This window comes from Sphingomonas montana (genome assembly GCF_001956315.1).
Classification (GTDB): domain Bacteria; phylum Pseudomonadota; class Alphaproteobacteria; order Sphingomonadales; family Sphingomonadaceae; genus Sphingomonas_R; species Sphingomonas_R montana.
This window is the reverse complement of the sequence record NZ_KV887141.1, coordinates 120,556-145,994: the sequence shown is the minus strand read 5'-3', so window position 1 is coordinate 145,994 and position 25,439 is coordinate 120,556. Positions and strand designations below refer to the sequence as shown.

The 25,439-nt window shown below is 65.3% G+C and carries 14 protein-coding genes, 2 pseudogenes and 1 other annotated feature; of the genes and pseudogenes, 13 read left to right on the top strand and 3 right to left on the bottom strand.

The features are described from left to right. Window positions 1-469 precede the first annotated feature (469 nt). Complete coding sequence (locus BKY59_RS17880; protein ID WP_206362001.1) at window positions 470-703, bottom strand: hypothetical protein; 234 nt, start codon at window positions 701-703, stop codon at window positions 470-472. Between the two features lie 565 nt (window positions 704-1,268). On the opposite strand from BKY59_RS17880, the gene BKY59_RS18190 reads away from it, so the two are divergent. From BKY59_RS18190 to BKY59_RS02645, 7 genes and pseudogenes are all read left to right on the top strand, one after another. Continuing rightward, window positions 1,269-1,403 (top strand): hypothetical protein, encoded by a 135-nt coding sequence (locus tag BKY59_RS18190; RefSeq protein ID WP_276205474.1) that lies wholly within the window; start codon window positions 1,269-1,271, stop codon window positions 1,401-1,403. Between the two features lie 71 nt (window positions 1,404-1,474). Next, window positions 1,475-2,089 carry a TetR/AcrR family transcriptional regulator gene (locus BKY59_RS02670; protein ID WP_076068549.1) on the top strand — a complete coding sequence of 205 codons (615 nt, stop codon included), beginning with the start codon at window positions 1,475-1,477 and terminating at the stop codon, window positions 2,087-2,089. Window positions 2,090-2,392: 303 nt separating this feature from the next. Continuing rightward, complete coding sequence (locus BKY59_RS02665; RefSeq protein WP_076068548.1) at window positions 2,393-2,803, top strand: hypothetical protein; 411 nt, start codon at window positions 2,393-2,395, stop codon at window positions 2,801-2,803. Continuing rightward, window positions 2,800-4,062: an efflux RND transporter periplasmic adaptor subunit gene (locus BKY59_RS02660; protein ID WP_076068547.1), complete on the top strand. Its 1,263-nt coding sequence runs from the start codon at window positions 2,800-2,802 to the stop codon at window positions 4,060-4,062. The genes BKY59_RS02665 and BKY59_RS02660 overlap by 4 nt, the downstream gene beginning before the upstream one ends. Window positions 4,063-4,160: 98 nt before the next feature. Next, window positions 4,161-7,337 (top strand): efflux RND transporter permease subunit, encoded by a 3,177-nt coding sequence (locus BKY59_RS02655; protein ID WP_076068546.1) that lies wholly within the window; start codon window positions 4,161-4,163, stop codon window positions 7,335-7,337. A gap of 12 nt (window positions 7,338-7,349) precedes the next feature. Then, window positions 7,350-8,756: an efflux transporter outer membrane subunit gene (locus BKY59_RS02650; protein WP_076068545.1), complete on the top strand. Its 1,407-nt coding sequence runs from the start codon at window positions 7,350-7,352 to the stop codon at window positions 8,754-8,756. A gap of 326 nt (window positions 8,757-9,082) precedes the next feature. Further along, window positions 9,083-9,449, top strand: a pseudogene (locus BKY59_RS02645) (transposase); the annotation flags it as partial. Then, window positions 9,387-9,465 (top strand) — a sequence feature (AL1L pseudoknot). (Overlaps the previous pseudogene by 63 nt.) Before the next feature lie 229 nt (window positions 9,466-9,694). Here BKY59_RS02645 and BKY59_RS02640 read toward each other — a convergent pair. Then, window positions 9,695-10,231 (bottom strand): CGNR zinc finger domain-containing protein, encoded by a 537-nt coding sequence (locus BKY59_RS02640; RefSeq protein WP_076068543.1) that lies wholly within the window; start codon window positions 10,229-10,231, stop codon window positions 9,695-9,697. A 147-nt stretch (window positions 10,232-10,378) separates the two neighbouring features. Here BKY59_RS02640 and BKY59_RS02635 point away from each other — a divergent pair, with 147 nt between their 5' ends. Further along, entirely contained in the window at window positions 10,379-11,491 is a 1,113-nt protein-coding gene (locus BKY59_RS02635) for an epoxide hydrolase family protein (RefSeq protein ID WP_076068564.1), read from the top strand. 3 nt (window positions 11,492-11,494) lie between these two features. Then, entirely contained in the window at window positions 11,495-12,730 is a 1,236-nt protein-coding gene (locus BKY59_RS02630) for an MFS transporter (RefSeq protein ID WP_206362000.1), read from the top strand. Window positions 12,731-12,768: 38 nt separating this feature from the next. Here BKY59_RS02630 and BKY59_RS02625 read toward each other — a convergent pair whose 3' ends face one another. Next, on the bottom strand, window positions 12,769-13,926 hold the full coding sequence (locus BKY59_RS02625) for a tyrosine-type recombinase/integrase (RefSeq protein ID WP_076068542.1): 1,158 nt from the start codon (window positions 13,924-13,926) through the stop codon (window positions 12,769-12,771). A gap of 224 nt (window positions 13,927-14,150) precedes the next feature. On the opposite strand from BKY59_RS02625, the pseudogene BKY59_RS02620 reads away from it, so the two are divergent. From BKY59_RS02620 to BKY59_RS02605, 4 genes and pseudogenes are all read left to right on the top strand, one after another. After that, window positions 14,151-14,426: pseudogene (locus BKY59_RS02620) on the top strand (DUF159 family protein); the annotation flags it as partial. Between the two features lie 202 nt (window positions 14,427-14,628). Next, window positions 14,629-16,371, top strand: a complete 1,743-nt coding sequence (locus BKY59_RS02615; protein WP_076068541.1) for a putative bifunctional diguanylate cyclase/phosphodiesterase — start codon at window positions 14,629-14,631, stop codon at window positions 16,369-16,371. Between the two features lie 312 nt (window positions 16,372-16,683). Continuing rightward, a complete protein-coding gene (locus BKY59_RS02610; RefSeq protein WP_240499926.1) occupies window positions 16,684-23,850 on the top strand; it encodes an autotransporter outer membrane beta-barrel domain-containing protein in 7,167 nt (2,388 codons plus the stop codon). 467 nt (window positions 23,851-24,317) lie between these two features. After that, on the top strand, window positions 24,318-25,085 hold the full coding sequence (locus BKY59_RS02605; protein ID WP_076068539.1) for a ThuA domain-containing protein: 768 nt from the start codon (window positions 24,318-24,320) through the stop codon (window positions 25,083-25,085). Window positions 25,086-25,439: the final 354 nt, after the last annotated feature.

The following is a 25,439-nucleotide window of genomic DNA, read 5'->3' as shown; positions in this document are numbered from 1 at the left end:
AGGCGGACGGCCGTGGTGAGGCGGAGCCGGTCGCTTCAAACCTTACGCCCGACGGGCAGGATGACGCACAAGGCCGTACAAGGAACCGACGCGTGACTATCGTCATCCCCCGCTGACCGGGCAACACGGCAGCGACTAACTATTGCCGACGTCATCGCGCCTGGCCGGCGACAGGTCTCGAGCGGAGCGCCGTTTCTCCATCGGCCGCTTGGACCCACTTCCGGCCGTTCACATCGTCATAGCTGCTTCCCAACATCGGTCATTGGTTCATAACGACGTCAACGCTTATCCCCGCTTACTCTATCGCGTGGATCAGATCGAACGCCAGCATCACATCGGCGTAGCTGAACGCCGCGATCCACGTCGAAACGGCGTAGCCGGGTTAAAGGAACAGCCAGACGAACAGCGGTCCAGCAACCAGCATGACCAGGAGCCTACCGCTGAGCCGACGCGACTCGCTCGCCGGCAATTACGGCGTTCCCTTCCCTGACGGGGCGAAGTTCAGCCGCCGCACCTCATTGATGCGGCCGCCCTGCACCCGCCCCTCGACCAGCTCGTAACCCATCAGAGCGAAGGTTCGGTCGCCGATAAAGATCGGGCGGGCGTTGCCATACCAGTCGACGCACGATGCTTGGGCGTTCCCGCCCTCACCGCCGATCGCGAGTGGAAGAAGGTGCAGGTCAAGGGTGTCAAGGTCGAGCATATCCGCTGATCGCCGAGCCCGTCAGCCCGAACACGAACCGGTTTTCTACTTATCGGTACGGAAATGCGTCGACGTGCCATCGCCGGGCGAATACCGAGCGGTACAGAAGTCGTGTCAACGAACTTCAGTGCGACAACATCCTGGACGGCTTCGTACCTTCCCGCTTCCCACCTGACAGTGGCGCGTCACGCTCCGCTTCCGGTGACTGGCGAACCGTGACCAAAAGGAACCGCTCGGGCGAAAGATCATGGCGTATATTGATTTTGCGGAAACTCATATTGGATCCCGGCTCAAGCTGGCAACGACGCAGACTGGATGCCGAACGCGAATGGATGGGGGTCTTGTCCACAGTCCTTCGGAACGTCTTTTTGCTAACGAGGCGCGATCATGGACCGGCAAAGCGCGATCCGAACAGAGCGCCCCAATTTTTCGTAACAGAAGGACACCGCAAGGGGCGTTCCGCGACAAGGTCTTGCCGATTGGTCGCAGTCGGAAAATGTCAAAAGTCACGCCATCGAGAATCCTCAAAGCGCGCGGATGGACCCGACCGGCGATAGGCACCGGCGTGGCTGGGGCGCTAGTTTTCGCTATCCAACATGTCGCGCATTGGTTCGGCGGCGACCTGTTGATCGCCACCGTGCTGGTGCTCGTCCTCTCGCTGTTCGTCGTCCCGTTCATGTCGCATGCGATCAACACCTGACACCAGGGTCCCGCCCGACGCCGAAGTGTCACACTGGACCGGCGCTACCGCGTCACTATATACCGTTCGGTATGAATAGCTTGCCCAAGATCTCGATCTGCAAGGGTCGCCCGCGTGAGTTCGATCTCGAAACCGCGCTGGCGGCCGCACTCCGCGTGTTCTGGAAGAACGGCTATGAAGCCGCGTCGATGGCCGAGTTGACGGCGGCGATGGGGATCACCAAACCGAGTCTCTATGCCGCATTCGGCAACAAGGAAGCGCTGTTCCACAAGGCACTCGACCTCTACGAACGCGAGAAGCTGGCCTACATGACCTCCGCGGTCGAAGCGCCGACGGCACGTGCGGTAGCCGAGCGGCTGCTGCGCGGCGCGTTGGAAATGCAGACCAGCACCTGCGATCCCAAGGGGTGCCTGGGCGTCATCAGCACCGCGGCTTGCGGAGTCGAAGCCGAGCCGATCAAGGCGGAGGTGATGAAGCGCCGCGCCTCGTCCGAGGCGGCGATCGTCCGGCGATTCGAACAGGCGAAGGCCGACGGCGAGTTTCCCGAAGGCCTCGAGCCCGCGGCGCTCGTGCGCTACCTGTTCGCGATCATGCAGGGCATGGCGTTGCAGGGCGGATCCGGCGCGACCTGTGCAGAACTGCGCCAGTTGGTCGAAACCAGCATGGCGGTCTGGCCCACCAAATAAATCTACCGCGCGGTACAAAAGCCGATTGACGCGATGAACCTCACGTTTATATACCGACTGGTATCGAAGCAGTCCCCCGCAACGGGGTCCGCAACCGGGGGACCAGCGACAATGATCATCCGCACCTAACCTTACGGCTCCGGCCGTTTCAACACCCATCATTGACCGGATACCGCGTGTCGCCCGTGCGATCGCGAATGTCTTCCTGCGTCTGCCGAACGGCGCATCGCCGACGGATGGTCCGTCGGTGGCCGCCGGCTTGCGTCCCCCGCCCATCCGCCTTGAACCGCGAGGAATTTCCCCATGGCCTATCTGGACATCGACGACATGTTCGCACCCGCCGCCCGCAGCTTCGCCCATGCAGCCGCCACGATCAGCCCCGCCGCAACGGCGGACGCGGGTTTCCGCCCGCTGGAATGGAGCGTGATCGCACTGGCGAAGCGCGACACGTTGCGGAGCCTGAGCGAACCGAGCCGGTTGTCGCGCGCGATGGGGAGCCTGTTCGGGCAGGAGACGCCCTCGCGGCTCGCCGACCCGCGGCTGGAGGCGCTGCGCCGGATGGCGGTCTACGCATGGCGGCATGGCTTCGCGCTTCCCAAGGCGGAGATCGAGCGGTTCCTGTCCGCCGGGTTCGCCGAGCAGCAGATCGAGACATTGGTCACCAGCGTGACCGGCATGCGCGTTGGCGCGACGAAGCGGAGCGGATCGGCATGAACATGGATACCCCGATTTCGCGGACCGACGCGGTGCAGCCCGATGTGCGCCGCCGCCGCCCGGCCTGGCAGCGTGGCGCGATGGTGCTGATGCCGGTGGCGCTGCTCGGTGCGGTAGGCGTGAAGATGTTCGACCAGCCGAACGCGGCGGTGGCGGCCCCTGCCCCGCCCGCGGTCACGGTGGCCGCGCCGCTCGTCCGCCAGGTGAGCGAATGGGACGATTATGTCGGGCGGTTCGCCCCGAGCCGCACGGTCGAGATCCGGCCGCGCGTGGCGGGCGAAGTGACCGCGGTCCATTTCCGCGACGGCGAGATCGTCCGCAAGGGGCAGCTGCTCTTCACGATCGATCCGCGCCCGTTTGCCGCTTCGCTGGCCGAGGCGCGCGCCAATGCGGCGAGTGCGTCGAGCGCGCTGACGCTGGCGCGGACCGATCTGGGTCGCGCGCAGCGGCTCGTCGCGGACGAGGCGGTGTCGGCCGGTGAGGTCGACGCGTTGCGTGGTCGGTTGCAGGCGGCACAGGCGTCGCTTGCTGCGGCGCAGGCGCGCGTCCGGGCGCGCGCGCTCGACGTTTCGTTCACGCAGGTCCGCGCCCCGATCGGCGGGCGGATCTCCGATCGCCGCGTCGATGCGGGCAACCAGGTGGCGGGCGGCGAAGGCACCGGCGGCACCGTGCTGACCACGATCAACGCGCTCGACCCGATCTACTTCACGTTCGACGGGTCCGAAGCGCTGTTCCTCAAGGGCCAGCGTGCACGGCGTGCCGGGGCGGCCCCCGCCGCGGTCGAAATCCGGCTGCAGGACGAGGCGGAGCATCGCTGGCACGGGCGGCTCGACTTCACCGACAATGGGCTGGACCAGCGGTCGGGCACGATCCGCGGGCGGGCGGTGCTGTCCAACCCGAACTATTTCCTGACGCCCGGTATGTTCGGCAACATGCGGCTGGCGAGTGCCGGCACGCGGACCGCGATGCTGGTGCCCGACGATGCCGTCCAGACCGACCAGGCGCGCAAGATCCTGCTGACCGTCGACCGCCGCAACATGGTGGTGGCGAAGCCGGTCGAACTCGGCCCGGTGGTCGGCGGCTTGCGCATCGTGCGGTCGGGGATCGGTCCGAACGACCGGATCGTGATCACCGGGACGCAGATGGCGATGCCCGGATCGCCGGTGCAGCCCAAGCTCGGCCGCATCACGCCGCAGGCCTCGGTCGCGACGCCAACGGCGGTCCAGCCGGTCGCGGGCGAGGCCACGCTGGCCAGCTGACGCCCGGAGCTTTCGGCTCACTCTGATCGACTTCCCGACCTCGCCCTCCCGGGCGGGGAACGGCGCACCGCGCCCCCTCCTGTTCGAGGACAGACATCATGCGCTTCTCGCGCTTCTTCATCACCCGGCCGATCTTTGCGGCCGTCATCGCGGTCATCATCACCATCGTGGGCGCGATCGCCTACATGGCGCTGCCGGTGTCGCAATATCCCGACATCGTGCCGCCGACCGTGACGGTCAGCGCGACCTATCCGGGTGCGTCGGCCGAAACGGTTGCCGAAACGGTGGCCGCGCCGATCGAGCAGGAGATCAACGGCGTCGACAACATGCTGTACCAGTCGTCGCAATCGACCGGGGACGGCAACGTCACGATCACCGTGACGTTCAAGATCGGCACCGACCTGGATGCGGCCCAGGTGCTGGTCCAGAACCGCGTGTCGGTGGCCGTGCCGCGACTGCCGGAGGATGTGCAGCGGCTGGGCGTGGTGACGCGCAAGACGTCGCCCGACTTTCTGATGGTGGTGAACCTCGTGTCGCCCGACCGGTCGCTCGATCGCGGCTATATCTCCAACTATGCGCTGACCCAGGTGCGCGACCGGTTGAGCCGGATCGACGGCGTGGGCGACGTGCGGCTGTTCGGCGCGCGCGACTATGCGATGCGCGTCTGGATCGATCCGGGCCGCGCCGCCGCGCTCGACCTCACGGCGGGCGAGATCGTCGCGGCGTTGCGCGCGCAGAACGTCCAGGTCGCGGCGGGTACACTCGGGCAGCCGCCCTATGACCAGGGCGCCGCGTTCCAGCTGAACGTCGAGACGCAGGGCCGGCTGACCGATCCGAAACAGTTCGCCGATGTGGTGATCCGCACCGATGCGTCGGGTCGTCAGGTCCGCGTGTCTGACGTCGCGCGCGTCGAGCTGGGCGCGCAGGACTACGGCGCCAACACCTACCTGAGCGGGGAGCCGACGGTCATCGCCGCTGTGTTCCAGCGCCCCGGATCGAACGCGCTGGCGGCGGCCGAGGCAGTCAATGCCGAGATGGAAACGATGTCAAAGAAGTTTCCCAAGGGCCTGGAATATCGCGTCATCTACAACCCGACCGAGTTCATCGCGCAGTCGATCGACGCGGTGAAGCACACGCTGATCGAGGCGATGTTCCTCGTCGTGCTCGTCATCCTCGTGTTCCTCCAGAAATGGCGCGCGGCGATCATCCCGATCGTGGCGATCCCGGTCTCGCTCATCGGCACCTTCGCGGTGCTGGCGGCGGCGGGCTATTCGCTGAACAACCTGTCGCTGTTCGGGCTGGTGCTAGCGATCGGCATCGTGGTCGACGATGCGATCGTGGTGGTCGAGAATGTCGAGCGCAACCTGGAGCATGGCCTGACTCCGCTGGAGGCGGCGCGGACGTCGATGGACGAGGTGTCGGGTGCGCTCGTCGCGATCGTGCTGGTGCTGTGTGCGGTGTTCGTGCCGACGGTGTTCCTGACCGGTCTGTCGGGTGCGTTCTACCGCCAGTTCGCGGTGACCATTTCCACCGCGACGATCATCTCGCTGCTGCTGTCGCTGACGCTGTCGCCGGCATTGGCCGCGATGCTGCTGAAGCCGAACGTGACGACCGAGAGCGGTAACCGGCTGGTCCGCGTGACACGCCGCGCGGGCGACTGGTTCAACCGCGGGTTCGAGCGGATGAGCGACGCCTATGCGCGGTTGACCGCCAAGCTGGTGGCCGCGCCGAAGCGGATGATGATCGGCTATGCCGCGCTGATCGGTGTCACCGCCGTGGTGTTCGCGGTGACGCCGACCGGGTTTGTCCCCGCGCAGGATCAGGGCTACTTCCTGACCGTCATCCAGTTGCCGCCCGGGGCCTCTGTCGAGCGCACCGACGCGGTGATGCAAAAGGTCGCCAAGCGGATCCTGCCACTGGCCGGCGTGAAGGGCGCGGTGATGCTCGCCGGGTTCGACGGGCCGTCGCAGACGCTCGCACCGAATTCAGCTGCGGCGTATATTCCATTGAAAAGCTTCGAGGAACGACAGGAGCTCGGCGTGACGTTCGCCGGGATCATGGACGAGGCGCGCAAGGCGACGGGCGATATCACCGAAGCGCGGCTGCTGATCATTCCGCCACCGCTGATCCAGGGGATCGGCTCCGCAGGCGGATACCGGCTGATGGTACAGGACCAGGGTGGCCACGGCTATCAGGAACTGGGCAAGACCGCGGGCGCGCTGATCGGCCAGGCGAACCAGACGAAGGGGCTGGCGCAGGTCTTCACCTTCTTCGACACGGCCACGCCGCGCATCTTCGCCGATGTCGACCGCGCCAAGGCCAACCTGCTGGGTGTCCCGCCGGAGCGTGTATTCGAGGCGTTGCAAGTCTATCTCGGATCGGCATTCGTCAATGATTTCAACCTGCTGGGGCGGACATATCGCGTGACGGCGCAGGCCGATGCGCCGTTCCGCGCCACCACCGCGGATATCGCCAACCTGAAGACGCGGTCGAACAGCGGCGCGATGGTGCCGGTGGGGTCGGTCTCGACGTTCCGCGACAAGACCGGGCCGTACCGCGTGGTTCGCTACAACCTCTTCCCCGCGGTCGAGGTGGATGGCGACACGGCACCGGGCTTCTCGTCCGGCCAGTCGCTGGTCGCGATGGAGAAGCTGGCCGAGACCGCCCTGCCCGCCGGCTATGCCAGCGAGTGGACCGGGATCGCGTTTCAGCAGAAGTCGGCCGGCAGCACCGCGGCGATCGTGTTCGGGATGGCAGTGCTGTTCGTCTTCCTGGTGCTCGCCGCGCAATATGAGAGCCTGACCTTGCCGCTGGCGATCATCCTGATCGTGCCGATGTGTCTGCTGGCCGCGATGACCGGCGTGAACCTGCGGGGGATGGACAACAACGTCCTGACGCAGATTGGACTGGTCGTGCTGATCGCACTGGCGGCGAAGAACGCGATCCTCGTCGTGGAATTCGCCAAGCAGGCAGAGGACCGCGACGGGCTGACTCCGATGGAGGCCGCCGTCCGCGCGGCGCGGGACCGGTTGCGGCCGATCCTGATGACCAGCTTCGCATTCATCCTCGGCACCGTGCCGCTGGTGATCGCGAAGGGTGCAGGCGCTGAGCTGCGCCAAGCGCTGGGGACCGCGGTGTTCTTCGGCATGATCGGGGTGACCGGGTTCGGCCTGCTGTTCACGCCCACCTTCTACGTTGTCGCGCGTGCGCTGGCCCTGCGGTTCGAACGCCGCCGGAAACCCGATGCGACGCCGACCCTCCAGCCCGCCGAATAGGGAACTGATACGATGAAGACCGCCCTTCTCGCCACGCTGTCGACGCTGGCGCTTGCCGCCTGCGCGGCGGGTCCCGACTATCGCGCGCCGGTGACGCCGCCCCGCGCGGCCGCGGCCTTCTCCACGGTCACGCCCGCCGCGACCGCGGAAGCGCCGGCCGACGACTGGTGGCGGATGTACCGCGATCCGGTCCTCGACGGCCTCGTCGCCGATGCGCTGGCGGCGAACACCGATATCCGGGTGGCAGTGTCGCGGCTCGATCGCGCGCGGTCGGTGCTGCGCGGCACGCGGACCGAGCGTCAGCCGCAGGTCGATCTGGGCGCAAGCGGCAACTATGGCCGCGCGTCGCAGCTTCAGTCGCTCCCCAACCTAGATCGCAACCGCGCGACCTATGATGTCGGGCTGGACGTGCGTTACGAGGTCGACCTGGCCGGGCGGATCACCCGCAACATCGAGTCCGCGCGCGGTGATGTCGGGGCCGCGGCGGCCGATGCCGATGCGGTGCGGGTGTCGATCGTAGCGGAAACGACGCGCGCCTATGTCGATGCGGCGTCGTCCGCGGAACGGCTGGCGGTGGCGCAGCGGATCGTCGGGCTGCTCGACCGGTCGGCTCTGCTGACCGGCAAGCGGGTGGAGGCCGGGCGTGCCGCGCGACTCGATCAGGTGCGGATCGCGGCGTTACGCGATCAGCGTGCCGCGCTGGTGCCGCAGATCGCGGCGGAGCGGCAGGCGGCGTTGTTCCGGCTGGCGACGCTGACCGGGCGCGCGCCGCAGGATCTACCCGCTGCGGCTGGCGCGCGGACCACGACGCCGCGGCTCGACCGGCCGATCCCGATCGGGGACGGCGCGGCGTTGCTCGCCCGGCGGCCCGACGTGCGGGCGGCCGAACGCCGGCTGGCCGCGGCGACCGCGCGGATCGGGGTGGCGACGGCGGACCTCTATCCGCGCATCTCGCTCGGTGGGCAGGTCGGGTCGACCGCGATAAATGCGGGCGACCTGTTCACCGGCGGGCCGATCCGCTGGCTGCTCGGGCCGCTGTTGAACTGGTCGCTGAACCAGTCCGCGGCGCGGGCGCGGATCGCGGGGGCGGAGGCCGATACCCGCGGTGCACTCGCAACTTTCGACGGCAACGTGCTAAATGCGCTGGAGGAAACCGAGACCGCGCTGTCGAACTATGCGCGGGAACTGGACCGCCGGACGCAGCTCCAATCGGCGCGCAACAACGCCGAACGCGCCGCCCGCATCACCCGCGCCCGCCAGCGCGAGGGACAGATCGATTTCCTTGAAGTCCTCGATGCGGAGCGCACCTTTGCTGATACGGACGCCGATCTGGCGACGGCGGACGCCCGGATCGCGGCGGCGCAGGTCGATCTGTTCCGCTCGCTCGGCGGTGGGTGGCAGCAGGCTGGTGTAGTTTGAGTCCCACTCCGTCGTCGCGGTGTACGCCGGGGCCTCCCTTGTGGAGGTAAGCACTCTAGCGAAGCGAGACCCTGGCTTTCGCCGGGATGACAGTTCCAAGTTCAGGTCAGCCGCAACATCCAGACAGCGCCCGGATGAAAACCAAAGGTGTTTGATCCCCCGGTTTGATGGTGCGATCCTTTCGTTGGAATGGAAGGAAGTCCTATGGAATAGGCATGAGTCCGCGAGCGCTGGCGCGAGGATCGCCGCGGACCTGAATGTCCCGTTGAGCACCGCACCGCCCCGGGTTTGTCGGAGGCTCCAATTCCTGAGAAGGTGGAGCCGATATGAGCAAGACGACGAACAAGTTTGTCCCCGAGGTCCGGGAGCGCGCGGTACGGATGGTGTTCGACCACGAGCGGGATGATTCATCCAGGTGGGTGACGGTGGTGTCGATCGCGGAGAATATAGGCTGCGTGCCGCGGACGCTGCATGAGTGGGTAAAGAAGGCCGAGATCGATAGCGGCAAGCGCGCAGGTGTCGCGGCCGAGGTCGCTGACAAGGTGAAGGCGCTGGAACGCCAGGTTCGCGAGCTGCCCCAGCCCAACGAGATCCTGCGCAAGCCTGTCCTGAGCCTGTCGAAGGGGCATCGGCCTATTTTGCTCAGGCGGAGCTCGACCGCCCGTTCAAGCGCTGATCGCGTTCAGCGACGATCAATGACCGCTGAAATGCCAACCAGCGACGGTGATCCTGCCTCGATGCAGTTCATCGAATGCTGCTTGCGTTGCTAGGGCACTCGTTCTCGCAAAAATGACCACATGTGAGGTAACGGGCTGCCCTTCACAGTCCTACGCCGGGAAATAGATACTTCGATGACCCCCGTTTGTGCTGGTCCCGCGACCGGACATTCTGACGACTGCAAACTTAGGGAAATGCCCGGCCGTCCCAGGCGAGTTTCGTTACACGATGACGCTATTTGTGGCTGCATCGGCTCTCGCCCGGTGCCGCCGCATCTTGTTACGACTGCCGCATAGTTCCATCGAGCACCAGACCTTGCTGCCGTTCTTCGAGCTGTCGAAGAAGGATGCCCGACACGACGGGTCCTGACATAGCTTGAAACGCGGCCATGCGTACGTCGTCATCGCCTGGATCGCGATCTGAAGAACGTGGCCGACCGGGTCGCCCGGATCGGCATCCACACGAACGCCGTCAGCCGTGATCCTTGGCCTTAGCCGGCGTTCTTCGATCACGAGGTTGAGCAGGTCCATTGCCTTCGCCACGTCATCCGACACGGCGATGCCGTTGTTCGAGGCCTCGAGACAGCGAAGCGCCTTCTGGACCTCGCCTGCAAGGGCGAAACTCGCCGCCGCCTCGTGTCGATCGAAACGGCGCGTCTTCATCCAGTCCCGCCATGCCGCCATCGTATCGAAGTCACACCAGAGGAAGGATTCGAGATCGCGCAGCTCGGTTGGGGTTCCTTCGCGATGTTCAGGCATTGCTCTGTCCTTGCAGTTACCGGTCAATGTAGTTAGATGGTAATAAATAATGTCCACGTCTAGCCTACCGTGCTGAAGCGCCGTGACGCCGTCGAGCTGATCGCTGCAACGGGACTCGCAGGCGCCGCGCAAGCAAGGAAGGCGAGCATGATCGTACCATTCGAAATACCGTTCGATCAGCATATGATGGACGACCTTAATCGTCGTCTCGCAGCCGTGCGGTGGAACGACGCCGTGACGGCGGACTGGAGTCAGGGAACGCAGAGCAGCTTCCTTGAAACGCTGATCGCCCATTGGCGGGATCACTACGACTGGCGGGAACGCTTGGCGGTCCTCAATCAGCTTCCACATCGTCGCGTGACGATCGATGAATATGGCGTGCACTTCCTGCACTTCCGCGGCTATGGCCACAGGCCCGTACCGTTGCTGCTCATGAACGGCTGGCCGTCGAGCTTCGTCGAGTACCAGCGCCTCGTACCTCTGCTCCTGAGCGGCGATCCCTCATTCGATGTCGTGATCCCGACGCACCCGGGCTTCGGCTACTCGGACAGGCCTAGCCGTCCCTATCAGATCGAGCCGGCAGACCTCTACCCGAAGCTGATGACGGCCCTCGGCTACGAACGCTTCGTCGTGGCGGGTACGGACATCGGATCGGGAGTGGCGACGCGGATTGCGCTGCACCACCCCGAACGCGTTATTGCTCTGCACGTTTCCGCCGTTGCGACTAGGCCAGACCGGCCCGGCGATCAGCCGTCAACGGAAGGCGAAGCGACCTATGCGCGTCGCGCTGCGGCCTGGAGCAGGGATGAGGGCGGGTATCAGGCGATCCAGAGCTCCAAGCCGCAGACGCTCGCGTTCGGTCTGGCAGACTCGCCGGTCGGGCTGGCGAGCTGGATCGCGGAGAAGTTCCATGGCTGGACGGACTGCGGCGGCGACCTGCTCTCCGTGTGGCCGATGGAGACGCTGATCGACAACCTAATGATTTACTGGGCAACCAACACGATCGGCTCGTCGGTCCGATACTACCATGAGGGCACACGGCTCCGCCCCCCGCTGGCGGCGGGCGACTATGTCCGCGTACCCACGGCGGTTGCGGTGTGGCCGCACGATCTCGCGCTTCCACCGCGCGAACTCGCTGAGCGCCTATACGACGTCCGACGCTACAGCGTCATGCCCCGGGGAGGGCACTTTCCCGCCTGGGAGGAACCCGAGCTCTACGCCGAGGACCTGCGCCGCTACACCGCCGCCAGCATCGCCTGACTGGTGGCAACGGTAGGCCTGTTACGCCCGGCGTTCGCCGGTGCCCTTCGCCTGGGTCTCGTCTATGCTGCGCTTTATGCGGGGAACGGGATCGCATCCCCCTATATGCCGCTATGGTTCCGCGCGGCGGGCCTCAGCGGCGAACAGATCGGGGTGATCCTCGCTGCGCCGATGCTGGCCCGCATCGTCACCGGGCCGGCGCTCGGTCTCTGGGCGGATGGCTTCGCGTTGCGGCGAAGGCCCGTCATCATCCTGCTGGCATTGGCGCTGGCCGCCTATTCGTCGATGGCGCTTCTCGACGGCTTCGCCGCCCTGGCGGTCGCATGGTTCGTCGCCGCAACGGCGGTGAGCGCGTGTTCGCCGCTTGTGGACGTGATCGTGCTGCGACGCGCTGACCGCGACGGCTTCGCCTATGCAACGTCAAGGGGCCTGGGATCCGCCGCGTATGTCGGCGGCAACATCACGGCCGGCCTGGCGCTGGCGACGTTCGGTGCGCCGGTCGCGCTGTTCGGCACGGCCGCGATGGTCGCCCTAGCCGTCCTCGCTTCACGTCTGCTTCTCCCGCCGGACATGACGGTTGAAGCGGGGCCGCGTACCGACGCGTGTGCCCGCTCGTCCGTGGTTCACGACCTGATGCGCGATCCCAAGTTTATGCTGATGATCGTCGCCGCTGGCCTGATCCAGGCCGCGAACGCGTTCTACTACGCCTTCTCGGTTCTGATCTGGCGCGAACAGAGCATCGACGCGGCCACCGCCGGTTTGCTCTGGGGCCTGGGTGTGGCCGCCGAAGTCGCGTTTCTCTGGTTCATGGAACCCTGGCGCCGCAGGCTGACGCCGGAGAGGCTGCTGATCGTAGCCGGCTTGGCTTCGGTTGTGCGATGGACCGCCCTCGCCACTCGTCCGCCGCTCTGGATGCTCTGGCCGTTACAAATCCTCCATGCTCTGACGCTCTGCGCTCCGTTTCTCGCGTCGCTGCAGCTCACGGCGCGGTTCACCTGCCACGACGATGCGTCGGTGGCACAGCAAATCAACGGCGCCATGGCCTTCGGTCTGCTCTCAGGCCTTGCGACGCTCGGATCTGGCACGCTCTACGAGCGCGTCGGGGCGGGTGGATACCTCGTCATGAGCGGGTTGTCTTTGATGGGGCTGGCTGGTGCACTTGAATTGTCACGGCGACAAGCCGCAGTCGCCTTAGCCCCGTTAGTCGACGACTTGAGTGTCGTAACTGAACGGCTGTGATACCGGGCAACTAAGCGATCGCGTCCCACGCGACATCATCAACCATTAGTGTCGACGACCGACGGCGTACCCGGAACGAGATGTTTCCCCCACGCATCTAGCAGCGTCCGACGGAGTTCTAGGAAGGACGTCCGTTTGTACGCGCGCTCCACCTTGTCAGGTACGACGTGCGCCAGCGCCGCCTCCGCGACCGGATCGGGGATCGTCGACATCTGCTCAGCAGCGAAGTCGCGGAACGACGAGCGGAACCCGTGCACCGTGAACGGCACTTTCATGTCGCGCATGATTTTTGACAGCGTCATGTCCGACAAAGCAGTATTCTTTCCGCTCGGAAACACCACGTCGTCGTCTTCTTCACCCTTTCGAAGCCCGGCCGCATGCTGCAGCAAGGTGATAGCGGGTTCCGTCAGCGTAACCGTATGCGGCACCTTGCCTTTCATTAGGGCGGCAGGCCGATTCCAAAGTTTGCGCTCCAAATCGATGTGCGACCAACGCGTCTTACGCACCTCACCCGAGCGACTTGCCGTGTGGATCGCGAACAACAACGCCAGCCGTCCGACTGTCTCGGGCATGGCTGAGACTCTTGCGACAAAGGCGGGGACGTCGGCGTAGTGCATTGAGGCGTAGTTCCGGCCCGCCCCCTGCCGCGCCAACCCAATTGTAACGGATTTGCCCGGGGCTTCGGTTTCCCGCCAACCCTTTGACTTTGCGTAGTTCAGGACGATGCCAGCACGCTGGCGGACCTTGCGCGCCATTTCAGGTTTCTTCGTCCAGATAGGCGCCAGCATATCGCGAAGGTGCGATGCATCAACCAAGTCAATGCGCAGGCCGCCAATCGCTGGGAATGCGTGGGTCTTCAAGGACGATAGGAAGCCTCCCGCAGTCTTAGGAGCCCAGCCAGCCTGCAGATCGGCGTGGCAGGACGCTGCTGCTTCGGCGAACGTAGGTACGCGGCGCTGGTCCTTGTCTCGCTCGGCAACTGGATCAAGGCCAGACCGGGCAGCCTTGCGCAGTGCCGCGGCTTTATCTCGGGCTTCTGCCAGACTCAGGTCAGAGACCGAACCCAAGCCGATGTCACGACGCGTCCCGCCGACTTGAACCCGCAGCAGCCAAGACTTTGATCCGGTAGGGCCAACCAGCAGGTACAGGCCTCTGCCGTCCCCATGCCGCCCAGCTTTCGCCGACTTAACACCCATGATAGTCAAACCGGACAAATCTGCTCCCCCACTTCCTCCCACGTTTTCACACGGTAGCGGGCAAACGTCAACGAATAGGTGCGAACAGTAAGCAACGAAATGCCGCGCATTTTCAGCAATTACCGACCATCAGCGAATGTCAGCGAACGCTGGTCATGCTCCGGCCCGGGGAGCCACACGCTTTTCCGAAAAGCGTTGCAATCACAGCATTAACCGGCACCGGAAAATTCCCGATGACCAACGTTCGTAAACTCGGCCTGCCGCAGTAGCGTCGGCTGGCGGAACGGCCGGAGAACCGCTGCCTGATCCCGTTGACCGAATTCTGCGGATGGACTCCGGACGTCCACGACGTCGGCGGGGGTAAGCCGCTGAAGGGAGAGATGTGGTTTGCGGTGACTGACCAACCCGTACTCGCAGTCGCCGGGTTCTGGCAGGCGACCGCGAAAGGAAACGGCTTCTCGATGGTCACCTACGACCCGACCGAACCAGTCGTGCCGATCTGCCATATCTTAACATTTGATAATAACATTTAACATTCTAGAAAGACTGGCTCGCTACCTCCCGGATCAGGCATTCAATAAAAGGGCCGACATGGGACAGCATTACGGCCCAGCTGAGTGGAGACAGGCAGAAGCACTCAGCCGAACGACTGCAACCGCTGGCCGGAACGCGATGGCAGACCTTGGGGAGTCATATGGAGTCATGGAGTCTGCCCTGCATGCCATCGAGGAACGCTACCGCTACACGGTTGCTCTAAGCCCGCTGATACCCTGGGTTGCCGATGCCCACGGTGCGATGATCGACATCGACGCGCGTGGCCTGGAATATACCGGTCTCACTCACGCGGCCTGTATGGGATCCGGGTTTCTGGCAACGATCCATCCTTCCGACCGGGCCGTTGTCAAGACGGCGTGGAACAGCACGCATGGAACGGTTTCTCCGCTGGACTACGAGATCCGACTGCAAGGTCGTGACGGCACCTACCGGTGGCATCGGACGCGTGCCGCGCCGCGCCTCGAGCACGGCAAAGTCGTGCTGTGGTATGGCACCATCGAGGACGTTCACGACCGCAGGATGGCCGACGAGGCGGTCCGCTGGAGCGCGGATCACGACGACCTGACGGGGCTCTGGAACAGGCGCGCGTTTATGGCGGGGCTCGGCACTGCTCTTGCCGCCACGGAAGACTCCGGAACGCAGGTGGCGCTGCTCCTGATCGATCTCGACGGCCTCAAATCGATGAACGACCGCTATGGCCATGATCTAGGCGACGCCCTGCTGAAGGAGACTGCCCGCCGGTTGGCTAGGAACGGTGCCGGCGACTCCATGGCGGGCAGGCTGGGTGGTGACGAGTTCGCTCTGTTCGTCCATATCCTGGACGTTTCGCATCTCGAAGAGATACTGGCTGCGCTGCAACACGCCCTTGCCTTGCCTTGGGTTTTTAGCGGTCAGGCATATACGTCCCGCGCCAGCATCGGGGTCGCGATCTATCCCCTCCATGGCGACGATGCGGACGACCTGTACAAGAATGCTGATCTTGCCCTGTACGAAGCCAAAGCCGCCGGCGGCGGGGGTGTCCGCTTCTTCGAAGGTCGAATGCGGGCCAGTTTGCAGACACGTTTCTCGGAACTTTCGGTTGCGCGTTACGCGCTCGATCACGATCAGATCCTGCCGTTCTACCAGCCCAAGATCGACCTTTGCTCGGGTCAGATCTTCGGATTTGAAGCGCTGTTGCGCTGGCGTGACACCGGAGGCGAGATTCAGGCACCGGGAATGATCGCCGCGGCGTTCGCGGATGCGCAACTGGCGATCGCGCTCGACGAACGGATGTTCGAACGGATCACCGCCGACATCGCGATCTGGCGCAAGCTCGGCCTGCCGTTCGGGCGGATCGCCTTCAACGTCTCCGGTGCGACGTTCCGGCAGCAGGACTTCAAGGCTCGGATCTTGAGCTGTATCGCGCGCGCCGGCGTGCTGGCGTCCGATCTGGAGCTGGAAGTGACCGAGAACGTTCTGCTCGAACGGACCTTCCACGATGTCACTGCTACTTTCGAGCATCTGCGTGCGCTCGGCATGACGATTGCCCTGGATGACTTCGGGACCGGCTACGCTTCGCTGGTCCATCTGAAGAAGTTCCCCGTCGATACGCTCAAGATCGACTGGTCGTTCGTTCAGGCGCTGGCCGACCCCTGCAACGTTGGTATCGTGCGGGCGATCGTCAATCTGGGGAAGGACCTCGGCATCACGACGGTCGCCGAGGGAATCGAGACGAAGGCCCAGGCGGACCGGCTGCATCACGAAGGGTGCGATCAGGCACAAGGCTACCTCTTCAGTCGTGCAGTCGCCGCGGAGGAAGTGCCGCTCCTCCTGGCACGACCGGACGTGTCCTGGCGTCGCGGAGAGCGCAGGCCCAACGAGGACAGGTACTCGGCGAGAATGATCCGTTAGGGTGCCAACCAAACTCCGCTCGACTCCCTTCTCCTTCTGGCGCCAGCGACATGACGATATCCCGACCAATGTTCCTGACAGGTTAGCGGTGAGCCTCGAACCATGGCCACCGCTGCCCAGGCGGCCTGAGTTGCGCATTGAGCCTGTTACTTAATTAAGATGACACCGGTCGTGCGAACACTCGACACCGGAGTAACCCTTCGATAGCTTTCGTCTAAACGGGGGGATGTCATGATAGACTTGAGAAGGTCGCCTTGCAGGCGGCGGGCGCGCGCGCGTGTTCTAAGCACCAGCACTATTACTTTGGCAGTGATGCTGACCGGCCCCGCCTTCGCGCAATGCACGCCTGATCCGACGGCCGCGAACGGCACGACGACCTGCAACGGTACGGATGCCGACGGGATACGCGTAACCACGCGCGATACGACGCTGTTGGTTGCGCGTGGCGCGACCGTATCGAACATGGGGGCACCGGCGATCGCAGTCGACGTGCCGCGCGACACCTTCGGTTCCTACGCTACCAACACGATCACGGTGCAGGGCACTGTCTTGGCGGCGGGGCAGAACGCGATCACCGTGAGTTCGGGGGCGCCGTACGCAAACGCATATTACAGCACGCAGCAGGCAGTGCTGACGGTCACTGCGGGCGGGAGCGTGACGGGTGCGACCGCGCTGGCGCTCCTCCAGTCGCCGGGGAACACGAACGGTACGGTCTCGGTAAGCGTCGACAATGCCGGCACGCTGACCGGCACCAGCGGGACCGCCTTGATCGCCAATGTGGTGTCGACCGCATCGGGCTATCCGACGGTGCTGGCCAGCTTTTCCTCGATCACCAACCGCGCCGGCGGCAGCATCGTCGGCGGGATCATCGGATTGGGGTCGCTGCTGACCAATTCGGGCCGCATCGATGGGGGCGCGGGAAGTGCGCTCGATACCACGGTCGGTAACGGATCGACCTTCGGCTATGCGTCCACCATCGCCAATGCGGCGGGCGGGGTCATTCGCGCGACATCGGGCGCTGCGACGATCCTCGGCGGGCGGTCCTCGTCACTGAACGTTACCAATGCCGGGGCGATTACCAATGGCGGCAACGGCGCAGCGCTATCGGGGAGCCTGCTCGTTGTCGCCAACCAGGCGGGCGGACAGATTGGCAGTGCCGGCACGACCGCGATCGCGGGAAACGCGGTCACCCTGACCAACCGGGGCACCGTGACGGGCGACGTCACCGCCAGCCTTGGCGGCAGCACGATCGATTCGACCGGAGGCACGATTGCGGGATCGGTGACGCTCGGCAGCGGCAACAACACGCTGGTCGCGCGCTATGCGGGTACGCGCACGCTGACGACGGGCGTCACCGGCACGATCACCGCCACCGGCAGCCGGAACGTCGAACGGGTCATGTTCGCGACGGATACCAGCGTCACGACGCCGATCGACCTGAACGCCGGTTTCGAGCAACTCGTGCTGGCGGCCGACGCCGACGTAACGGCAACGCTCACGTCCGGATTCACGACGGCGGCACCGCTGGTGGTGACGGGGCTGGGCACGGTGGTCAACCAGGCGACGATCGCGCTTGCCACGACGGCGGTCAGCGATCTCGATTACGCGTTCGGCACCAGCGCGGAGTTCCGCAACGAAGGGTCGATCACCGCCCTGCTGCCCGCCAATTCCTATGCGTCCGGGCTGACGTTCAGCAACCATGTCTTTACGAACAGCGGCGCCGTGAGCGTGAATGGCGGCACCGGTGTATCCATGTCGTACAATGATATGGTCAACAGCGGGACTATCACGGCGTCCGGGACCGGCGTGAACATGTTCGACGCCGTGCTTACCAACGGCGGCACGATCATCTCGACCGCGGGCACCGGCGTCTACATGAACGGCAATGTCGGTTACACCTCGTCGAACAGCGGCACGATCCGCGGCGCGACGACCGGCGTGACGACCGGAATCTATCTGACCAACACCGGCACGATCAGTTCGGCCGGCACCGGCGTATCCGTGCAACCCTATGGGTATTTGATCAACGGTGCCCGCGGCGTGGTGAACGGCGGCAGCGGCGGTGCGGTCTCGGTGAGCGCGTTCAACGCCGGGGTTGCCAATGCGGGCACGATCAACGGCGATGTGAACTTTTACGGCGCGGGCAGCAACAACGGCCTGGCCTATATCGCGTTGACCGGCGGCGTACTGAACGGCAACCTGTTGCTCGGCGGGGCGACGCTCGTTACCGATCTCGTCAACACCGGGCCGGGCCAGTTTGCGGGCATCACTGGTGCCGTCACCGCCGACCGCAGCGCCACTCTGATCTATGCCGTGAATGCGGACACGACCGCGACCCTGTCCTCGGGCAATGTCGGGCCGTTCGCCACGGCGGGCTATCAGGTCGGCGACGGCGCCGTGCTGACGCTCGCCACGCCCGCCGGACAAACGCGCGCGCAGACGTTGCTGCTTTCCGGCGATGGCACCGTCGATGTCGACGCGGCCATCGCCGTGACGGACGGCCCGGCGCTCCGCTCGACCGCCGCGCTCAACTATCCCGGCGCGACGGCGCCCGTCGGCGCGCTGTCGATCATCAACCGCGGTGCGCTTGCCGTTACGCGGACTACTGCCAACAGCAACTATTACGGCGGCGCCGTGGTCCTGAATTCAACCGACAGCTTCACCAATGCGGGCAGCATCGCCGTCACCGACCGGACGACCTACGCGACCGCCGCGATCTTCGGCGGAGCGAGCGCGACCAACGCCGGCACGATCACGCTGAACGGTGCCGTCGGCATCTCGGGCGCGGCTACGGTCACCAACACGGGAACCATCACCCAGGCGGCGGGCGGCACGATGTCGCGCGGCGTCAACGCCTTCGGCACGCTGACCAACAGTGGGACGATCAGTGTGGCGGGGAGCGCCGCGATCCTTGGCAACTCCTATTATTCGGGATCGTCGTACATCGCGTCGAGGATCATCAACACCGGCACGATCGCCTCAACCGCCGGGGCGGCGATCACGACGGAGTACTATGCTTACAGCCCGGGACAGATAGTCAACGATGTCGGCGGCACGATCGCAGGCGGCGGCCGGGCCATCCAGGTCCGATCCGCGACGCTCATCAACGCCGGCACGATCACCGGTACGGTCGACCTCGGCTATGCGGACGCCGCCAATCGAAGCTACGGCGAATCGAGCTACATCGCCGCGGGCGGCACGATCGCGGGCGACCTGCTCTTCGGCAGCGGCAACGACTTGCTGATGCTCACCGGCGACTCGCTGGGCGTGTCGGGCACCGTCGATGGCGGTGCGGGCACCGACATCTATGGCCGCTCCTTCGCGACCGATGGGACGTTCGTGATCGACCCGGTCAGTATCCGTGGTTTCGAGGACGCGCTGGTCCAGGCGGTCGGTGCCGATACCGTGGCGACGACGACCTCGACCTCCGGTTTCAAGGGCGATCTCTACGTCGTAGGCAATGGTAGCGTGCTCAACCAAGCGACAATTGCAGGCGTGCTGACGACGGCCCTGCCCTATTCCGTATCCAATCCCTTCGGGCAGGATCCGCTATTCCCCGTCGACCAGATACTGGCTTCGGTCACAAATGGCGGCTCGGTCGCGGGCGGCGCATCGCTCACGACCGGTGCGTTCACCAACACCGGTTCGATCGGAACGGCCACGCTGGCGCGCAACGCCGTGGCGGTCGACGCACCGACCGCGCTTGCCTTTACGAACGACGGGACCATCACGAACGCCGGCACCGTCACGTCGTTTGGCGAATTCGCCGCGGTCGAGCTGCGCGGGCAGACGGTCGTCATCGAAAACAGGGGCCGCATCGCGGGCGGCGGCCTGGCCGCCTCCAACGGCTATGACGAAACGTCCACCGCGATGCCGACGATCACGATGCGCAACAGTGGAACGATCAGCGCGGCTGGCACAGGCGTCGCGCTGGAGGCTTTCGTGCGCGCGAACGAGGCGACCGGCACTGTAAGCCTGGATAATGCCGGCACGATCGAAGCGTCCGCACAGGGCGCGACCGGCGCATTTCTCGCAAATTATGCACGTGGCGGCGCGGCGCGCGATGTAACCGTGACGCTAGTAAACTCGGGCACCATCCGTGCCAATGGCGGCGGCCTGACGCCCCCGACGGATCCCGATGGATATCCGTTCATGTATTTCGGCACCTCGCCCGGAACAGCGGTCGTAGCATTTGCGGATTCGGGCCGCGTCGGCATCACCAACGCCGCATCCGGGACGATCGAGGCGACGGGGGGGTCGTCCTCCGCACTCTATGCCTACAGCGCGATCGATCTCGACAATGCCGGAACGATCCGCGGGGGCGCGGGCACCGTGCTGGCCGCGGAGGACGGCCTATCCCGGGAAACGGGCTTACCTTATCTGGCTGGCGCGGTGCAGACACTCGGCGACACCGCCGACCGGATCGTCAATAGCGGCAGCATCATCGGGTCTATCGCGCTGGGCAGTGGCGACGACCGGATCGAGAACAGCGGTCGGATCCAGGGCGACGTCTTCCTGGGCACCGGAGACGATACCTTCCTCCAGCGCGCGTCGGCGACGCTCGTCGGCCTTGTCGATGCCGGCGCGGGCACCGACCTGTTGATCGTCGATGGGACCGGCGGCGGCGCGGTCGATGGCAATCAGTTCGTGAATTTCGAACGGTTCAGCCAGATCGGCCAGGGTAGCGTCGCCTATTCCGGCACCTTCCGGTTCAACACGCTGGGCGTGATGGGCGGTACTGTCACCGTTGCAGCGGGCCAGACATTGGCAAGCGACGGACCGGTGACGATCACCGGCTTCGACGCCGCCGATACCGTCGTCAACGACGGGACGATCTTCGGCGGCATATCGCTTGCCGCCGGCAACGACCGCGTGGTCAACCGCGGCGCGATCGGTGGCGCCGTGCTGCTCGGCAACGGGGACGACAGCTATGTCGACGGGTCGAACAACCGTGTCGACGGCGGCGTCGACGGCGGCGCCGGCACCGATAGCTATACCGTATCGCTGGCGGGCGACCGGCAGGGGCTTCAGGCACGCACCGGGTTCGAACGGCTGGCCGTGGAGGGTGGCGGCACGCTCGGCCTGACGCTCGACCAGCCGTTCGAGGCCACCAGCCTGACCGGCTCCGGCCTCACCGTGGCGCTGAACGGCTTCTCGATCGGGCGCGTCACCGGGTCGATCGGGGTGGAACGGCTCACGGTCGACGGTGACGTCGCGTCCGCATCGCTGGGTGCGGGCGACGACGTGCTGGCGCTCGGCGCCACCCGCCTGGCTGGCGTGTATGACGGCGGCGCGGGCGGCGACGTGCTTCGCCTGACGGCGGCCGGCCCCGTCACGCTGGCGGGGACCGCGACGGGTTTCGAACAGGTGGCGCTGACCGGCAATGCCCTGACCGTCGCCGGTAGCCTCGGGTCGGCCGACGCCCCACTCGCCTTTGGCGACGGCGCGCAGTCGGTCACGATCGGGACGAACGGCACGATCGCCGGCCTCGTCGATTTCGGCGCCGGTGACGACCTGTTCCGGCTTGCCCCGGGCGGCACGATCGCGGGCACCGTGGCCGGCGGCGCGGGGGCCGATACTGCCACGCTGGAACTGGCGGGCAACCGCACGATCGCCGGCGCGTCGCTTACCGGGTTCGAAACGCTGACGACCGAGGGCCGCGGCATGCTCACGCTGATTGGTACACACGCCTATGACCGGGTGACCGCGGCGAGCGACCTCTTCGTCGCCAGTGACGGCGCGCTGACCACACGCCAGCTCGTCTTCGGCGCGAACGATCAGCGTTTCACCGTCGCCGGCCGGTTCGGCGGCAGTGTCGACGGGGGAGCGGGCGCCGATACGATCGCCGTGTCCGGCGGCACCGCGTCCGCGCCCGTTGCATTTGCAGACGTCACCGGGATCGAGTCCTTGGCGATGACGGGCGGCTATGCGACCGTTTCGGGCACCACCGCATTCGGCCGCATAGACGTTGCCGGCGGCCGCCTGGCCGGCCTCGGCGGATCGACGATCGCTGCAAGCCAGGTCGACGTACGGCAGGGAGCGACGTTCGGTTCGACCGGGACCGTGAACGGCAATCTGTCCGTTGCCGGTACGCTTGATCCGGGCACGTCGCCCGGAACGATGACCGTCAACGGCGCGGTGTCGCTGGGTGCCACGTCGCTGACGGTGCTGGAACTGGCCCCGGCGGGGCAGGACAAGCTTGTCGTCAACGGCGCGCTTTCGATCGCGCAGGGGGCAACTCTGCAACTCGCGCCGATCGGCGCCTTGCGGGCCGGGACGAGCTACGATCTCGTGACTGCCAGCGGGGGCATCGCCGGCAGCTTTTCGACCGTACTGAAACCGGACAGCCTGTTCGGTTTCATAGTCCAGCGCTCCGACCGTATCCAGCTGCTTGGTCAGTTCCTGAACGACGCCAGCTTTTCGCCGCAGGCGGCCCGCTCGGTCGCTTACGTCAACAGCGTGCTGGCACAGCAGACGGCAACAAGCCCGCTCTTCGCGGCGCTTCCCGCATTGCTCACGACAACTGGCGCATCGAACCCCGCCGCCTTCGCGCAACTGACGCCGGAAGCCTATGCCTCGGCAACGCAGGTCGGGGTGGAGAACGGCCTCGCGCTGGCCGACCTGGCCCGCGGTCCCGGATTTGCGGCGAACCGGACGGAACCCGGCGGCTTCACCTTCGCACAGGCGATCGGCAGCTGGTACAAACTCGCCGCCGATGCAGGTGAAGGTGTCAGCCAGACGCGGACGACCAGCCGTGGCCTCCTCGCGGGTGTCGGCTACGGGGACCGCGACTGGTCGATCGGCGCGTTCGGCGGCTATCTCGACAGTCGCCAGCGGATCGACACGCTTGGGGCGCGCACGGGCATCGACGGTTGGGTCGGCGGCCTCCAGGGCCGTTACGATGCGGGCGGCTTCGGCTTCGGCGCTTCGGTCGCGTACAACGACGGCAGGGCAGATACCCGGCGCGCATTGCCCGGCGCGGCAAACACCATCGGGCGGTACGACCTGAACAGCTGGGTCGGCGATGCGTCGATCCACTATTCGCTGACCATAGGCGACTGGGCGCTCCGCCCCCGCGCAGGGCTTACCTACGTGCAGACGCGCCGGGGTGGCTTGATCGAGGCGGGCGGCCCGTTCGCGCTTGCCGTTGCCCGCGATCGGCATGTGACGGGCTTTGCCGACGCCGGCCTCGGCTTTGGTCGCGCCCCAGCCTCGACGGCCGCCCTTAGGCCGTTCGCGACGCTGGGCGCTCGTTACCAGTTGCAGGGTCGACGCGCGGACGCGTTGGCTGGCTATGCGGATGGCCCCCTCACGCTGTCGGCCTTGGGTGCCGCACGCACGCGCCTGGTCGGCACCGTCAGTGCCGGCGGGACCTACCGTCTCACGCCCGGGCTCGACATCTTCTCGACCGTTTCGGCACAGACCGGCCGCGACGATCACCGCCAAGCCATCAGTGCCGGTCTGCGCTTCGGGCTTTGATCAGCCTGGGCGCGGCCGAGACCAACCTGCTAGACGTTGCGGAACAGGGCGCATCCCCTTCTCGGCATCGATGGTCCTGAACTGGCAGGACGTTGCAGCAGGGGTCGAGCGTGCGCGCCCGGAAACGGGCTAGCGTCGAAACGCAGCCTGAGCGCAATTATGATCGGTGCCGTCGCTGTCCAGCGGTATGGATGAGACCGCTACGGCCGGACCTTGGCCATCGTTCGGGTTGGTGGCGTAAACCTGTCCCGCCGACAGATCGAGCGGCGACAGGCGGCCTGAAAGCCGCGGTGGAGCAACGGCGGGCGGGTTGCGTCCGCCTGCCCGGCTGTTGCGAACGATCATCCACCGCACTGACGTTCACAGTCAGCCTGGGACGGCGAGATAGACTTTGGTGCCGGTTGCACTTCGCTGCAGCCTATGTGGAACATACCGTCGACGCTTGAAGAGGCTATGCAGGAGATCACATGAAAACCATCGCCTATGCGCTGCTGGCCTTGGCAACTTCGGCGGTTCCGGCCGCTGTCCAAGCAGACACCCAGTACAAGGTTCTCGTCCTGGCGATGCCGAGCAAGTACCACTACGAGTACATCCCGATCGCGCGCGATAGCTTGGAACGCTTGGCCAAGCTCCATTCGTTCGACCTCAGTTGGACCAGCAAGACCGAAACATTCGATGGCGACCTGGGCCAGTATGCCGCGGTCATTTTCCTCAACACGCCGAGCGAGGAGTTGAACCCCGTCCAGCGCAAGCGGTTCGAGGACTATATGCGCGCCGGCGGGAACGCGATGGTCGTACATCGGGCGGCTATTGCTCAACCGAACGTCTGGCCCTGGTTCGAGAAGCTCGTCGGCCGCACCGTCGGTGTTCACCCGATGCTGCAGACCGGCGTCGTCAGGACAACCGACAGGTCGTTCCCGGCAACCTACGGGGTGCCGGAACGCTGGATCTGGAGCGACGAGTTCTACGTCACGACCAACCCGTACAACCAGACTATCAGCACCGTGCTCACTGTCGACGAAACGACCTACGACCCGACGAAGATCTGGCCGGGACAGGTATCGAAGCCGATGGGCAAGGATCATCCCATCGCATGGCACCGGCCATATGAGAGGGGACGCGTGTTCGTCACCACTTTGGGCCACAACGGCGAGATGTACCGGGATCCGGATTACATGAACCACCTGATGGGCGGCATCTACTGGACCGCGACCGGGCTTGGCAGGGTGCGTTGATCGAGGGGCAAACGCAGACCGATCAATACCGAACGTGCTCCGACGATCCCTGACCATAAATCCGGGCCTGTGCGCTATCTCGGCCCTTACCGAATGTCCTGTCGTGTCGAGTTCGTGTCAGGGCATTGTTCGGCAATCCAGCCATTGCCGGCTAGATCTGTGATGACAACCGAGTGATACCGTTTGCATCGACTTTGCCATCGACCTTGATTGGCTGATGCGTGTCGCCAGACGACTGCATGACCAAGAATTCTGCATAATAGCTGCATCATCGAGCCTCTCGCATTCTGCGATATGATGGCATTGTTCGTGAGTGCTGCATTAACGTGGGTTGAGGATGCGGCGCTGGTCAGA